This is a genomic window from Rhodococcus spongiicola, assembly GCF_004011835.1.
In the GTDB taxonomy this organism is placed as follows: domain Bacteria; phylum Actinomycetota; class Actinomycetes; order Mycobacteriales; family Mycobacteriaceae; genus Prescottella; species Prescottella spongiicola.
The window spans coordinates 179,835-195,111 of the sequence record NZ_RKLN01000001.1; the positions used below are offsets into that span (position 1 = coordinate 179,835).

General features: G+C 67.0%; 10 protein-coding genes. 4 read left to right on the forward strand and 6 right to left on the reverse strand.

Annotated features, from left to right (window positions below; translation table 11 throughout):
• Positions 1–97: 97 nt before the first annotated feature.
• Positions 98–1,336 carry a CaiB/BaiF CoA transferase family protein gene (locus tag EF834_RS00790; protein ID WP_127944573.1) on the forward strand — a complete coding sequence of 413 codons (1,239 nt, stop codon included), beginning with the start codon at positions 98–100 and terminating at the stop codon, positions 1,334–1,336.
• Positions 1,333–2,280, forward strand: coding sequence for a hydroxymethylglutaryl-CoA lyase (locus tag EF834_RS00795; protein ID WP_127944576.1), 948 nt, complete (start codon positions 1,333–1,335; stop codon positions 2,278–2,280). Before EF834_RS00790 ends, EF834_RS00795 begins: the two co-directional genes overlap by 4 nt.
• Positions 2,281–2,287: 7 nt before the next feature.
• Here EF834_RS00795 and EF834_RS00800 read toward each other — a convergent pair whose 3' ends face one another.
• The 6 genes from EF834_RS00800 to EF834_RS00825 all read right to left on the reverse strand — a co-directional run bounded on the left by EF834_RS00800 (position 2,288) and on the right by EF834_RS00825 (position 13,500).
• Complete coding sequence (locus EF834_RS00800) at positions 2,288–5,152, reverse strand: ATP-binding protein (RefSeq protein WP_127944578.1); 2,865 nt, start codon at positions 5,150–5,152, stop codon at positions 2,288–2,290.
• Positions 5,153–5,240: 88 nt separating this feature from the next.
• Positions 5,241–6,374, reverse strand: coding sequence for an acyl-CoA dehydrogenase family protein (locus EF834_RS00805; protein WP_127944581.1), 1,134 nt, complete (start codon positions 6,372–6,374; stop codon positions 5,241–5,243).
• 9 nt (positions 6,375–6,383) lie between these two features.
• Complete coding sequence (locus EF834_RS00810) at positions 6,384–7,559, reverse strand: acyl-CoA dehydrogenase family protein (protein ID WP_127944584.1); 1,176 nt, start codon at positions 7,557–7,559, stop codon at positions 6,384–6,386.
• Between the two features lie 183 nt (positions 7,560–7,742).
• The gene (locus EF834_RS00815; RefSeq protein ID WP_127944587.1) at positions 7,743–10,286 is read right to left on the reverse strand and encodes an ABC transporter permease; all 2,544 of its coding nucleotides are present in this window, start codon (positions 10,284–10,286) and stop codon (positions 7,743–7,745) included.
• Between the two features lie 4 nt (positions 10,287–10,290).
• Positions 10,291–11,058: an ABC transporter ATP-binding protein gene (locus EF834_RS00820; RefSeq protein ID WP_127944590.1), complete on the reverse strand. Its 768-nt coding sequence runs from the start codon at positions 11,056–11,058 to the stop codon at positions 10,291–10,293.
• Positions 11,059–11,148: 90 nt separating this feature from the next.
• Entirely contained in the window at positions 11,149–13,500 is a 2,352-nt protein-coding gene (locus tag EF834_RS00825) for an arylsulfatase (RefSeq protein ID WP_127946022.1), read from the reverse strand.
• Positions 13,501–13,626: 126 nt separating this feature from the next.
• On the opposite strand from EF834_RS00825, the gene EF834_RS00830 reads away from it, so the two are divergent.
• Both EF834_RS00830 and EF834_RS00835 read left to right on the forward strand, forming a co-directional pair.
• A complete protein-coding gene (locus tag EF834_RS00830) occupies positions 13,627–14,403 on the forward strand; it encodes a deoxyribonuclease IV (RefSeq protein ID WP_127944593.1) in 777 nt (258 codons plus the stop codon).
• Between the two features lie 83 nt (positions 14,404–14,486).
• Positions 14,487–15,119 carry an AMIN-like domain-containing (lipo)protein gene (locus EF834_RS00835; protein WP_127944595.1) on the forward strand — a complete coding sequence of 211 codons (633 nt, stop codon included), beginning with the start codon at positions 14,487–14,489 and terminating at the stop codon, positions 15,117–15,119.
• Positions 15,120–15,277: the final 158 nt, after the last annotated feature.

Sequence of the window (15,277 nt, forward strand, 5' to 3'; positions counted from 1 at the left end):
CGTGTCCCACTGAGCACACCGCAAGGGGCGCAGGTGGCACAAGCCATCTCGCGGTGGACCCGAAACAGGATCGGCCGGAAGCTGCTTGAATCTAGGGATGACGCACGACATCCCCACGCGGCCGCTCGAAGGCGTCCGCGTGCTCGAGCTCGGCAACTACATCGCCGCCCCCACCGCCGGCCGACTGCTTGCAGACTTCGGCGCCGAGGTCATCAAGGTCGAACGGCCGCGCACCGGTGACGAACTGCGAAATTGGCGCCTCTATTCGGGCTCCACGTCGATGTTGTACCGCACGATCAATCGGAACAAGAAGTCGATCGTGCTGGATCTGCGTTCCGACGAGGGCCGAGCGCTCGTGCTCGAACTCGTCGCCGAGTGCGACATCCTGCTGGAGAACTTCCGTCCGGGCACGTTGGAGAAGTGGGGCATCGGCCCAGAGCAACTGAACGCGGCCAATCCGGACCTGGTGATCACCCGGGTCTCGGCGTTCGGGCAGACCGGCCCGCTCGCGCAGCGGCCGGGCTTCGCCGCCGTGGCCGAGGCAGTCGGTGGATTCCGGGAGCTCGTCGGGGATCCCGACCGCCCCCCGGTTCGGGTGGGGGTGTCGATCGGCGACTCGATCGCGGGTCTGTACGCCGCATTCGGGTCCGTGATGGCCCTGTATCGGCGTGGCGCCAAGGCCGGTGAGCAGATCCCGTTGCCGCAGAGGATCATCGACGTCGCTCTCAACGAGTCGATCATGTCGATGATGGAATCGCTCGTCCCCGACTACCTCGCATACGGCGTCAAGCGTGAACGGGTGGGGGGCCGCATGGAGGGCATCGCCCCGTCCAACGCGTACCCGTGCAGCGACGGCACGAGCATCATCATCTCCGGTAACGGCGATGCGATCTTCCAGCGCTACATGGAGACCATCGAGCGCCCCGACCTCGCCGCGGACGAGGAACTACAGACCAACGCCGGCCGCTGGGCACGCCGCGACGAACTCGACGCCGCGATCAGCGCATGGACGTCCCGACACACCCGCGACGAGGCGCTGCACCTCCTCGACGAGGCGAACGTTCCGTCCGGTCCGATCTACACCGCCGCCGACATCGTCGAAGACGAGCAATACAACGCGCGCAACATGATTCAGACGTTCCATGTCGACACCGGCGGCAGCGTGCCGCAGCCGGTGGGCTTTCCGGGGATCGTCCCGGTGATCGGTGGGAAGTCACTGCCGATCGGGCACGTCGGACCGGATCTGGGCGAGCACACCCGCGAGGTTCTGGCTTCGGTGCTCGGCAAATCCGACGCCGCGATCGACCGGATCGTCGCCGAGACGGAGGCGCGATGACCACGGACAACACCTACTCCTACACCCCGCAAGCAATCCTGCGGGACGTCACGCTGCGGGACGGGTTGCAGCTGACCGGAAAGCCGCTGTCGACCGACCGTAAGGTCGAGATCGCCCGCGGCCTGCTGGCCCTCGGGATTCCGGAACTCGAGATCGGCTCGATGGCGCGACCGGACCTAGTGCCGCCGATGGCGAACACGCTCGAGGTCATCGCCGAGCTGACCGCCGAGGAACTCGACCGCTGTTGGGTATGGGTGGCGACCCCGCGGCACGTCGAGAAGGCCGTGGCCGCGGGCGCCCGGAACTTCCAGTACTGCTTTTCCGCGTCGGAGTCGCACAACCGGGCCAACATCGGGCGGTCCACCGACGACAGCCTCGCCGCGATGCCGGCCGCAATCGAGCTGACCCGCGACGTGGGTGGGCGAATTCAGCTATGTGTCGCAACGTCGTTCACGTGCCCGTTCGAGGGCGAGGTCCCGGCCGACCGGGTGCTCTCGATCGCGAACGACCCGCGAGCCGACGGCGCCGACGACATCGTTCTCGCCGACACCCTCGGACAGGCCGTCCCCGCCCAGGTGGCCGCCCTCGTCACTCGAGTCAGGGACGAATCCCCGCAGCGTCGCATCGTCTTCCACGGCCACGACACGTGGGGGCTCGGAGTCGCGAACACCCTGGCCGCGATCGGCTCGGGTGCGACCGTCGTCGACGGCTCCCTCGGCGGGCTCGGCGGCTGTCCGTTCGCGCCGGGTGCGAGTGGAAACACCTCGACCGAGGACATCGCGTTCGCGACCCGTCCCCACTGGCTCACACCTGCGACGTTGACGGACCTCGTGGACATCGCGACCCCGATGCTCACCGAACTCGGCGAGCCCAACCGGTCCCGAACTGCCGAGGGAAGCCGTTCCGAGGCACGTGCTTTCGAATGGGTGCGCCCAGTGTCCTAGCGCGGTCCTAGCGAGGTTCGGCCACCGGGCCCTCCACCAATTCGCCGACCAGCCGATCGACCTGCTCACGCGTCAGGTGAGCACCCATCGTGGCGTACTGTTCATACTCCTCGTCGTCGAGTGCGTTGTGGACAGTGGCCGCCTCGATCGGACCGTCCACCACGTCGATCCAGGTCGGCAGGAATCCGGCCTGCGCACCGAGCGCATCCGCCGCGCCCATCAGCACCGCGCCATCCGTGGGACGACCCGCGGACGCCAGTACGGCCGCCGTCGAGTGGACCATCACCAACCACGAGATGACGTCGTCCTCCTCGAGTTCCGCCCGCAGCACCCGCATCGTGGCGAGTGCACCTTCGACGTCACCGGCGTCGGACGCGGCCTTCATCAGCCCCCACGTCGACGCCGTCACCGCCCATCGATGCCCGCAACGCTCGCCGACTCGAATCGCCGCACGCAGTTCGTTTCGGGCCTCCTCGACCGATCCAACCGTGCGCAACAACAGGCCCAGCACGGTCCGCGCCTCGGTCTCCGTCCACTCCGAATGGTGTTCGGCCGCGACCTTCACGGCATTCCGGGCGGGTTCGACCGCCGCCTCCGGCTGCCCCTGCATCGCGACGAACAGTGCTCGCCACGCCTCGTCGCGGGCCATCTCGCCGATGTCGCCGATCGACGACCACAGGTGCGCGGCCCGGCGGGCCGCGTCCTCGGCTATCGCCGCGTCACCGGTCAAGTAGGTCAGCGACGACAGACCGTCGAGGGCACGCGCCATCACGCGCGGCTCGGGCGGCCGCCAGTCCCCCGCGACCATGTCGAGCGCGGTCCGCAGGAACTTCAGGCCCTCACCGACGTTCCCGGTCCGATACCAGAACCACGAGAGGTAACCGGCCAGTTCGAGTGCGTAGTGAGCATCGTCCGCCGCGAACGCCGACTCGAGGGCCGCTCGATGTTCGGCCTGGTCCTCGGTGAGCCGGGTGAGGGCATGCCCGGCGCGGGCACTTCGCAACATGCCGGCGGCACTCTCGACCCGCGACATCACGAACGCGCGGTGAGCAGCGTGGATTGCGACCGACTCGGCATCGTCGGCCTGCTCGCGCGCGAACTGGCGGATTGATGCGAGCATCCGGTAGCGCGTGGGTGACGTTCCCGGCACCACCCGCAGCAAGCCTCGGCGCACGAGCACCGTCAGCAGGGCCGACACGTCGGCCTCCGCGGCGAATTCGTACATCGCGGCCGCGCCCTCGGCATCGAACGAACCCGCGAACACCGAGGTTCGGCGCAGCAGCATCGCCTCCGCGTCCGACAACAGACTGTTGACCCAGTCCACGACGTCCCACATCCGTCCGCGTGGACCGATCTGCGGGTCCGGAACTCCGTGCAGCAGCGCCATGTGTCTCGCGAGACCGTCGGCGATCTCGGCTTCGCTCATGTAGCGCAACTGCGCCGCAGCCAACTCGACGCCGAGGGGAATGCCCACGACCGCGGTACAGACGGCCCGCACCGACCGCTCGTTCTTGTGCTCCAACCGCCATGTGGCGTCGACACCGGCCGCGCGCTCGGCGAACAGTTCGAGCGCGTCGCCGTCCACCGACAAAGACGTGACCTCGTGCACGGCCTCGCCCGCGACCCCGAGCGCTCCCTGGCCGGTGACGATCACGTGGACGCCCTTGCAGCACTCGACGATCGCCCGCACCGTGTCCGCCGTGTAGTCGACGACGTGGTCGCAGTTGTCGAGAACGAGGACGCTCGACTTCGCGGCCATCACTTCGGCCAAGTGTATTGCGGATCCGACGCCCGGCAGAGAGAGGACCGTCGCGATGGTCGACGGGATCAATGCCCCGTCGCTGACCTTTGCGAGATCGACGATCCAAGGCCCGTCCGACATCTCCTTCCGTCGGCATACCTCGACGGCAAGTCGTGTCTTGCCGACCCCCGGTGGACCCACCAGCGTCACCAGTCGACTCTCGTCCAGTAACTCCACGAGACGCGTTACGTCGTCCTCGCGATCGACCAACCCGGTCCCCGGCAGGACCAGGTTCGACCCGGGCAGAATCGGCGGCGGCGACACCTCGGCCGTCTCGAGGTAGGTGCTGTCTTTCTCCAGGATCGCCCGCTCGAGCCGACGAAGACCGACGCCGATCTCGCAACCGAGACCATCGTCGTAGATGGCGCGACAGCGTCGCAGCGCGGCGAGCGCATGCGCATCCTGACCGGATCGGGCGAGCCCCAGCACCAGCAGTTCCCACGCGCGCTCGTCGAGCGGGTGATCCACCACCAGAGCCTCACCTTCGACCGCCGCCGACGCGGGCTCGCCCCCGGCGATTTGCGCCCGGGCCAGCGCGATCCGGGCCTCGAACCGACGTGCGGTCAGCCGCGCCACCGCGGATTCGATGAACTCGGTCTCGATGAACGCCTCCGTCGGAATGCCGGCGAACGCGAAGCCCTTCCACAGGCGCAGCCCCTGACGGTAGGCGTCGGCCGCGGCGTCGGGCGCCCGCTCGAGCATTGCGTCACCGCGGCGCACCTCATCGACGAATCGGGCCGAATCGACGGCGTCACGAGGCACGACGATCTGGTAACGCGTTCCCTCCCGGACCAGGACATCGCCATCTCCGCCCAGGTCGGCGCCGAGTCGGCTTCGGAGTCGCTCGAGGGCCTGCGCCAAGGCGTCCGGGCCGTCCGCACCCTGCCCGTTCCCTTCCGACGCCCCCGTACATCGCACCTGGGCGCGCAGCCGCTCGATGTCCACCGAATGCGGAAACGCCACGAGCAGCGCGGCGAGCAGTGCCCGCTCCTGCTGATCGAGGCCGATCGGGTTACCCCCGCGCCGGGCCGTGACGGGACCCAGCACCGCGAACTCGATTTTGTTCGCCACGACTCGCTCCCTTCACTGCCCGTCACGCCCGCCGTCAGTCCGTAGCGTCCACCGTGCCGTGTCAATCCGTGGCATCCACCATGCCGTGTCAATCCGTGGCATCCACCATGCCGTGCCCCGCGACGTCCGCGACCAGTACCCGCAGGTGATCGTCGGTCGCACCGAGGGTGTGTTCGATCGCCGTCAGCCGTGACACGTAGCGCCCCACGGCGTACTCGGCGGTCATGCCGATTCCGCCGTGCATCTGGATCGCCTCCTGCCCGATATGCCGCGCCGATCGCCCGATCCGCAGCTTGGCGCGCGAGGCCACCACCGGATCTACGACCCCGTCCGCGAGCGACATCATCGCGTACAGGCTCATGCTGCGGGCCAGTTCCAGTGACACGTACATGTCCGCCGCACGGTGCGTGAGAGTCTGGAAGCGGGCCAGTGGCACTCCGAATTGCTTACGGGTACGCAGGTATTCGGTGGTCAGGCGCAGCACCTCCTCCATCGCCCCGACGGCCTCGGCGCACAGCGCCGCCTGTGCCCGCACGTGCGCGGCACGAATCGCGACGACGGCATCGCCGCCGCTACCGAGCGGCTCCGCGTACACGTTCCGGAAGTCGACTTGCGCGGCGCGGAGTCCGTCGTGGGTGGCGTACGGCTTCCGTTCCAGACCCGGCGCGTCCGCGTTCACGAGGAACAATCCGACGCCACCGTCGGGTAGTGCCGCCGAGACGACGAACGTGTCCGCGTTGTCGCCGTGAAGCACCGGGTTCTTCGTCCCCGATACCGTCCACGAATCCGCCTGCCGGACAGCGCTGGTGACGACGTCGACGGCGGGCCAACGGGACCCGGGTTCGGCGTGGGCGAATGCCAGCAGCGTCCCGCCCGCAGTCACGTCGGGCAGGATCTTCCGTCGCTGCGCCTCACTGCCCATATCGGCGATCAGCCCGCCAGGCAACATCACCGCGTCGAGGACCGGCTCCGGTGCCAGTCGTCGCCCCAACTCCGTCATCACGAGCCCGACCTCGACCGCACCGGCGCCCGATCCGCCGTCCTCCTCGGCGAATCCGAGCCCTAGGAGACCGGTATCGGCGAGCCGCCGCCACACGTCCACACTCCACCCTCGCGGTGTCGCCTTGACCGCGTCCAGCGTCTCGGCGTCGTAGCTACGGTCGAGAAGCTCCCTCGTGGTGTCCCTCAGCAGCTTCTGTTCGTCGTCGAGTTCGAAGTCCATGCCCCCGCCTCACAATCCCAGGATCGAGGAGGCGATGATGCTGCGCTGCACCTCGCTCGACCCGCTGTAGATCGACATCTTCCGATAGTTCAGATAGGTCGGGGCCGCGCGCTGGGCCCACATCGGGCTCGCGATGTCGGGCCCGGCGTCGAACGGCAGCGAGTCCGGTCCAGCAACGTCGACGAGAAGTTCGGTCGCCGCCTGCTGGAGCTCCGAGCCCCTCAGCTTCAACAGCGACGACGCGGGATCCGGCTTGCCGTGGGCCGAACTCGCGACCACCCGCAGCTGCGTCAACTCCAGCGCGAGCAGCTCGTTTTCGAGTTCCGCCACCCGGGCCGCGAACAGCGGGTCGTCGAGCAGCGTGCCCGACCCTGTCGGCGTGCGGGCCGCGTGTTCCTTCGCCCGCGCCAGCTTGACCCTGGCGCGGCCCACCCCCGTGACCCCGGTCCGCTCGTTGCCGAGGAGGAACTTCGCGTAACTCCAGCCGGCGTTCTCCTCACCGACCAGGTTTTCGACGGGAACACGGACCTCGTCGAAGAACACCTCGTTGACCTCGTAGCTGCCGTCGATCAACCGGATCGGGCGCACCGTGACCCCAGGCGAGCTGAGGTCGATGAGCAGGAACGAGATGCCGGCCTGCTTCTTCGGGGCATTCGGGTCGGTACGGACCAGGCAGAAGATCCAGTCCGCGTGCTGGGCCAGGGTCGTCCACGTCTTCTGCCCGTTCACGACGTAGTGGTCACCGTCGCGCACCGCCCGCGTCTGCAGCGACGCCAGATCGGACCCGGCACCGGGCTCGGAAAAACCCTGACACCACCAGATGTCGAGGTTCGCGGTCGGTGGGAGGAAGCGGGCCTTCTGTTCCTCGGAACCGAAGTTGGCAATCACCGGTCCGACCATGTTCACGTTGAACGCGAGCGGTTCGGGAACCGCGGCCAGCTGCATCTCGTCGCGCCAGATGTGACGTTGCACCTCCGACCAGTCGCGGCCACCCCACCGGACCGGCCAGTGCGGCACCGCCAGGCCTGCGGCGTTGAGCGTTCGTTGTGTCGTGACGAAGTCGTCGCGACCAATCGGCGCTCCGGACGCCACCCGTTCGCGGATCCCCTCCGGGATCTGGGTTCGGAAGAACGTTCGCATCTCGTCCCGGAACGCTCGTTCTTCGGTGGTCAAGGCCAAATTCATCGACGATTTCCTCCACGCGGATCGGTCGGGTCCTCGATGCGAACGCTACTCCCCTCGGGCAAGAGGAATGGAGGCTTTGCACGGGTGACGTGCATGCCCGGGGCAAGTCCCCCACCAGCAGATCGGCCACCGCGGCGGTACCTTCACGGCCGAACACCGTGGAGGTACCGCCGCCGGTCACACCTACACGTCGGCGATAGCCTCGAGCGGCTTGGTCCGTGCCGCCCGGGCTGCCGGCCACAGTGCCGCGAGGACACCGACCACACCGGACCCGATCAACATGGCGACTACCTGGCCCCACGGGACCGCGATCCGATCGAGCCCCTGGTCGGCGAGCGTCTGCACGAAACCCCAGCCGAACACGACACCGAGGAGCACGCCCACGAGGGCCCCGAACACCGCGATCAGGACCGACTCGATATAGATGGTGCGGCGCACCTGGACCCGCTGCATGCCGACCGCCCGCAGCATCCCGATCTCACGTCGTCGTTCGACGACCGAGAGCGCCAGGGTGTTCACGATGCCCAGGATCGCGATGACCACCGCGAGCGCCAGCAGTCCGTACAGCACCGCGAGGAGGGTGTCGATCTGCTGGGCCTGGCTGCCCTTGAACTGCTCCCGGTCCTGGACCTGCACCGCCCCGAACGGGTCGGTGGCGGTCGCCAGATCGGCAGCCATCGTGGCCAAGTCTGCGCCGGGCGTCGCCTTGATCAGCACACCCACGATGAAGCCCATATTCTGCGGCGTCACCTCGTCGTAGACCTCGCCAGACACGACCCACGAACCGAGCAGCTGGTTGTCGGCGTAGATCCCGGTCACCGTGGTCGTCACCGACTCGCCGTCCCGACTGACCATGGTGACAGGGGTACCCAGCTTCCAGCCGTATTTTGCGGCCTCGGACTCGGCAACGAGCATGTCGTTGCCGGTGACGGAGGCGGAGCCCTCCTTCATCTCGTACTCGAGCACGGCATCGGGTGATTCGCTGAATGCGGTGCCGGTCGCGTCCTCGTCATTGATCGCCACCATCACCGGGTGCATCCGGACCGCTTGCTCGACGCCGTCCACCCCCTCGGACGCTTCGGCAGCCTTGGCTTGAACGCCGAGCCCCCAATGAGGGTCGGACACCTCGAATGGGGTGAGCACGAAGTCGGCCTCGACCCCCGTGTCCACGAGCGCATTGACGCTTGACTTCGCCGACGCGCCGAGCACACCGATCAGCGACACCAGCATCAGGCCGAGCGTCAGCGCGAATGCAGTCGCTGCCGTGCGCTTGGGGTTGCGGATCGCGTTCGTGCGGGCCAACCGCCCCACCGGCCCGAACGGCCTGGCGAACACCGCTCCGAGAGCGCCGACGACCGGGCGAGACAGCGCGGGCGCGGCGAGGAGCACAGCGAGGACGAGGCCGAGGGCGCCCAGCCCGACGGTCGCCGCCGCGCCACCGCCGGTGGACTGGGACCCGGCGAACAGTGCGATCACACCGCCGACGGCGGCTGCGACACCGATCAGGGTGCGCACCTTCAGGGTGTCGCCGGTGGACACGGACTCCTCACGCATCGCAGCAACCGGCGGTACCTTGGAAGCCCGGCGGGCCGGCGCGTAGGCGCTGACCACGGTGACGAGCACACCCAGCACGAGTGCGACGACGATCGTTCGCGGCGCGACCTGCAGCGCCCCGCCGGGCAGACCGAGATCGAACGCGTTGAGCAGGCTGCGTAGGCCGTACGCGAGTCCGACACCGGCGGCGAGACCCAACGCGCTGCCGATCACACCGATGATCAGTGCCTCGAAGGCCACGGACCGGCCGATCTGGGTGCGGCCGGCGCCGATCGCACGCAGGAGCGCGAGCTCGCGCAGGCGCTGCGCCACGATCATCGAGAAGGTGTTGTAGATGATGAAGGTGCCGACCAACAGCGCGATGGCACCGAACGCCAGCAGGAAGTAGTTGATGAAGCTGAGGGCCTGAGTGATCTCGTCCTTGGCCTCCTCGCTCACCTCGGTCCCGGTCTGCACCTTGGTGTCGGGCAGTGCCGCAGCGATGCGGTCTCGGAGCACGTCCGGTGAGACCCCGCTGCCGGCGACGTCGATGTATCCGACATGGTTGCCGTCGGTGAACAGCTGGCGGGCCTGGGCATCGGTGAACAGCGCTTCCACGTAGCCGCCGGCGTCGTTCTCGAGTGCGTAAATGCCCGAGACGGTGACGTCGATCGGCCCGTCCCTCGTCAGCACCTGCGTTTGGTCGCCCACCGCGAGACCTGCACGGTTCGCGGCACTGTCGTTGAGTGCGATCTGCCCGGCCTGCTCGGGCGGTGTACCCGCCACGAACTCCACCGGTTCACCGAGCTGTTGGTCCGGCGGCAGGAACGAGGAACCGAAACTTGGTGCGCCGCCGTTCTGCATCGGCTTGCCCGCCGAGTCGAGGACCACGATCGGGCCACCCGCGTAAGGTGCGACGGCGCGGACCCCGTCGACGCCGCGGATCGTGTCGGCGGCGGCGAGCGGGACACCGCTCGAGTGCTGCTCGACGGCGCTGACACGCACGTCGACGCCCGTGGCCTCACTGTCGACGATGCTGTCGAAGGTTCTCTGCAGGGTGTCGGTGAATACGAAGGATCCAGCGACGAATGCGGTCCCGAGCACCACCGACAAGACGGTAAGCAGGAGCCGCACCTTGTGCGCGGCCAGGTTGCGCAACGACACCTTGCGCATCGGGGACGTGGTCATGGCCATGGCGTCAGACCGTCTCGAGGTTCTTCATGCGGTCCAGGACAGACTCCGCCGTGGGTTCGCGCAGTTCGTCGACGATCTGCCCGTCGGCGAGAAACACGACTCGATCGGCGAAACTCGCGGCCCGGGGATCGTGCGTGACGATCACGACGGTCTGGTCGAACTCGTCGACCGCGGCACGCAGGATCGCCAGTACCTCACCCGACGAGCGCGAGTCGAGATTTCCGGTCGGTTCGTCACCGAAGATGATCTCCGGCCGCCCGGCGAGGGCGCGTGCGCACGCGACGCGCTGTTGTTGCCCGCCGGAGAGCTCCCCCGGACGGTGGCTGAGGCGATCCCGCAGACCCAACCGGTCGATCACGGCGTCGAGCCACTGCTGGTCGGCCTTCCGGCCGGCGATGTCGAGCGGCAACGTGATGTTCTCGAGTGCCGTGAGCGTGGGCACGAGGTTGAACGCCTGGAAGACGAACCCGATCCGGTCCCGACGCAGCTGCGTCATCTTCTTGTCCGACAGTGAAGTCAGATCGGTCGCACCGATCAGCACCGAACCCGACGTCGCCGCGTCCAGACCGGCGAGGCAATGCATGAACGTCGACTTGCCGGAGCCGGATGGCCCCATGATGGCGGTGAACTCCCCCCGCGCGAACTCAGCAGACACACCCGCAAGTGCGTGGACCTGGGTGTCCCCACTGCCGTAGACCTTCGTCAGGTTGACCGCTCGCGCGGCAAGTGTGGTTTCCGTGGGCATCTCGGTTTCCGTTGGCATGCCCAACATCTTCGCCTGCCGGAGCTGGCGGAAACCATCGGGGACTTCCCTGATCTTGAACCCCGAACCCTGATCTCGAGCTACGGGAGCCGAAACGGGTCAGTCGTGGGAGAAGGCGCGTGCGATTTCCCGCTCGATGTCGAGATACGGCTCACCGGAGACGTCGGCTGTGACTCTCGCTACAGTGCCGCCGCCGAACCGGAACGGTGCGCTGTAAAGGCGGGAGACGGACTGACCGGTATCGCGGCCGACCCGGATACCCTCCCCCACGGCGGAGAACGTCGCGGGCTGTATCCGCATCCTCTCCAGCGTCCCCACTGCATGCTCGTCGATGTACAGCGTGGTGTTTCCAACCGGGGTGATGCCGTCGTCGGCGGTACCGGTGCGTTCGAAACGCACGCCGAGGACGTGTCCGCCTCGGGTGATCCGGTCCGCGGAGACGACAAGCTGCTCCTCCTCCCCGAGGAAGTTGTTCACGTACTTCAGTTGGCCGTCCTGCACGAACAGCGTGTGCCCGCCGAGCCTGCCTCCATGCGCGTACAGCACGCCTTCGGCGTCGTCAGACTCGATGGTGACCTCCGCCAGCAACGAGAACGTACGGCCGCGGATCTCGAGCGCTGCGCCCGGGCCCACCTCGGCGGCATCGGGGTAGTAGATCGACGAGGTGCGTTCGCCGGTCAGGTAGGGGCGGTTCCGCATGGCGATCGCCAGCATGCCCAGGTCACTGAGCGGTAGGCCGTCGTACTTGGCGGCTTCGTCGAACCACAGCGCACGCATCTCCTCGAGTTTGTCCGGACGCGCCGCGGCGAGGTCGTGCACCTGGCTACGATCGCGCTCGATGTGGAACAGTTCCCATCGGTCCTCGTCGAAGTGGGACCAGTCCGACGGAGTCGCGGCGTGGACGGTGTTGGCGAACCAGCCCTGGTGCCAGATCCCGCGGGTGCCGAGCATGGAGTAGAACTGCGTCGTCTTGCCGGTCACGGCGTCCGCGTCCTCGAGAATCGTTCGGAAGCTGATCCCCTCGAGCGGTCTTTGCGGGACCCCCTTGACGGTGAGCGGCGGATCGAGGCCGAGCAGCTCATAGACGGTGGGCGTGATATCGCACACGTTGATGTAGTGATCCCGAACCTCGCTGCGCGCGGCGATACCGTCCGGCCACGAGATCAGGCACGGATCGGCGATACCGCCCTCGTGCGAGGCGTACCGCTTGAACAGCTTGTAGGGAGTGTTGAACGCGAACGCCCAGCCGATGCTGTAGTGGTTGTATGTCTCCGGACCGCCCAACTCATCGATCTTCTCGAGATTGTCCTCGATCCGATCCGCATAGCCGTTGAAGAACTTGTGCTCGTTGACCGAACCGTGGGGACCGCCTTCCCCACTGGCACCGTTGTCCGACAACACCACGATGATCGTGTTGTCGAGCTGTCCGGACTCGTCGAGATAGTCGAGCAGACGCCCGATCTGCGCATCCGTGTAGCTCAGGTAGCCGGCGAACACCTCCGCCATCCGGCAGAACAACCGTTTCTCGTCGTCGGCGAGCGAATCCCACGGGCGCACGGTGTCGAGTTCCGGCCACGGCGTGCCGTCCGCGCTCACCTCGCCCACATACGGGTTCATCGGCGACAATTCCGTGTCCTCTGGAACGAGACCGAGACGCTTCTGGTTCGCGAGGACGATTTCTCGATACTTCTCGTACCCCATGTCGAACCGACCTTTGTATCGGTCGGCCCATTCCTTCGCTACGTGGTGCGGCGCATGGCCGCAGCCGGGACACATATAGAGGAACCACGGCTTGTCGGGCGCGATGACCTTCGAGTCCCGAATGAACCCGATCGACTTGTCCGCCAAGTCCTTCGACAGGTGGTAGCCGTCCTCGGGCGCGTACGGCGGTTCGACGGGGTGATTGTCGTAGACGAGATTCGGGTACCACTGGTCGGCCTCGCCGCCCAGGAACCCGTAGAACCTCTCGAATCCGCGCGAGAGCGGCCAATTACGTTTTGTGGCAGCCAAATTCAACTCTTCGAGTGGCGTCATGTGCCACTTGCCGACCGCGTACGTATTCCACCCCCGCTCACCGAGGACCTCAGACACGAGCGCGCAGTCCGCGGGAATCCGCCCACTCGAGTTCGTGAATCCTTCGGTGAACTCCACGATCGTCGCCATGCCCACCGATGTCGCATTGCGTCCCGTCAGCAGTGACGCCCTCGTCGGTGAACAGAGTGCTGTCGTGTGGAACTGGCTCAACGCGATTCCACGATCGGCGATTCGACGCATATTGGGCATGTCGACCAATCCGCCGTACACGTCCCACGTGCCGATACCGATGTCGTCCCAGACCAGATACAGAATGTTGGGCGCCCCCTCCGGCGCCCTGGGTTCGGTGAACGGCGCCCAGTCGGGCGTCGATTCCCGGATGTCGACCGATACCTTGCCGGTGAATTCCTCAGCCATGGCCGGGCCCTCCCCATGCGACTGCAACTCCATCATCACACGCACGGGAAGGGCCCGGGGCGATTCGACGTCGACATCCGCGGCCGTCACCGCGATACCCACCGTTGAACCCACTACTCTGACCCCATGCGGATCGGAGCCCACCTACGGCAGGACGACGACCCCATCGGGATCGGTGAGAGTCTCGGTGCCGACATCGTCCAACTCTTTCTCACCGACCCGCAGAAATGGGACAAGCCGGAACCGCACCCGCAGACCGAGCGCATCCTGCGGAGCCCGATCGACGTCGTCGTGCACTCGTCGTACGTCATCAACGTCGCCAGCCTCAACAACCGACTCCGGATGCCCTCCCGCAAGGCCGTCGCCGACCAGGCCGCGGCCGCTGCCGAAATCGGCGCGATCGGGCTCGTCGTCCACGGCGGACACGTCCGAGACGGCGAGGACCCCGCCGCAGGGGTCACCAACTGGCGCAAGCTCTTCGAACGACAACAGGACAAGGGCGGCTTCGCAGTTCCGATCCTCATCGAGAACACTGCCGGCGGAGACTTCGCGATGGCCCGGCATCTCGACGCGATCGCCCGCCTGTGGGACGCGGTGGGCGAATTCGGTGCCGGGTTCTGCCTCGACACGTGCCATGCGTGGGCCGGAGGGGAGGAACTGCCCGGCATCGTCGAGCGGATCAAGGCGATCACCGGCCGGATCGACCTGGTTCATCTGAACAACTCACGCGACGAGTTCGACTCCGCCCGCGACCGCCACGCGAACCTGGCCACCGGCACGATCGACCCCTGGATGCTCGCAGAAATCGCGTCCGCGGCCGGGGCCCCGTTGATCCTCGAAACACCCGCCGAGGGGATCGCCGCCGACCTCGCCTACCTGCGCGACGCACTCGCGGCCCGCTGACACGCCCAACGCCAGATACCGAATCGGATACGAGGCGCGTCAAATCCGGAACGATGCCCAATCGACACTTACCATCCCGAGATATGACGAATTTCCGGTCCCACCGCAGGCTCGCCATGTCCTCCGTCGCCGCCGCTGCCCTGGCCCTCGCCGGGTGCACGACCACCGAATCCGAGCCGACCGCATCGACCCCGCTCACTTCGTCTGCAGCCGACTCCGAAGGCACGAAGCGCGACGCAACGGCATTCCAGGCGTCCGACGACGCGATGACCGGGGTGCCGACCGGAACAGCACCACAGTCCGCGGACGCATCGCCGGACGCCGCGCTCACCATCACCGACATGCTCGTGACCAGCCACGAAGGGTTCGACCGCGTGACCTACGAACTGAGTGGCACCGGCACTCCGGGGTGGCGAGCCGACATCGTCGAAGCCGCAATTCAGCAGGGCAGCGGCCACACGATCCCAATGCACGGCCAGGGAATTCTCCAGGTCTTGATCGACGGTTCGTCGATTCCGTCCACGATCGGTGTCGAGCCCTACTCCGGCCCGAATCCTCTCGAGGTCGAGAACCCGGGTGTCGTGACCGAGGTGCAGGATGCCGGTGTCTTCGAGGGCACCACCCAGACCCTGATCGGCCTGTCGAAGCCGGAAACGCCGTTCCACGTCTATACCCTCAGCGACCCGACTCGACTCGTCGTCGACGTAGCGCACTGACGACCGACTCCCCTTCCCAAGCCCTCTTCAGCCCTCTTCCCAAGCCTGAGGCGAGGGGAGTGGGTCAGAAGTAGCGACGGATGTTGTGAATCTGGAAATCGGACAGCGTGGCCCGATTCGAGACCCACGGCGATCTATCCGTCGCCGTTCGACCAGGT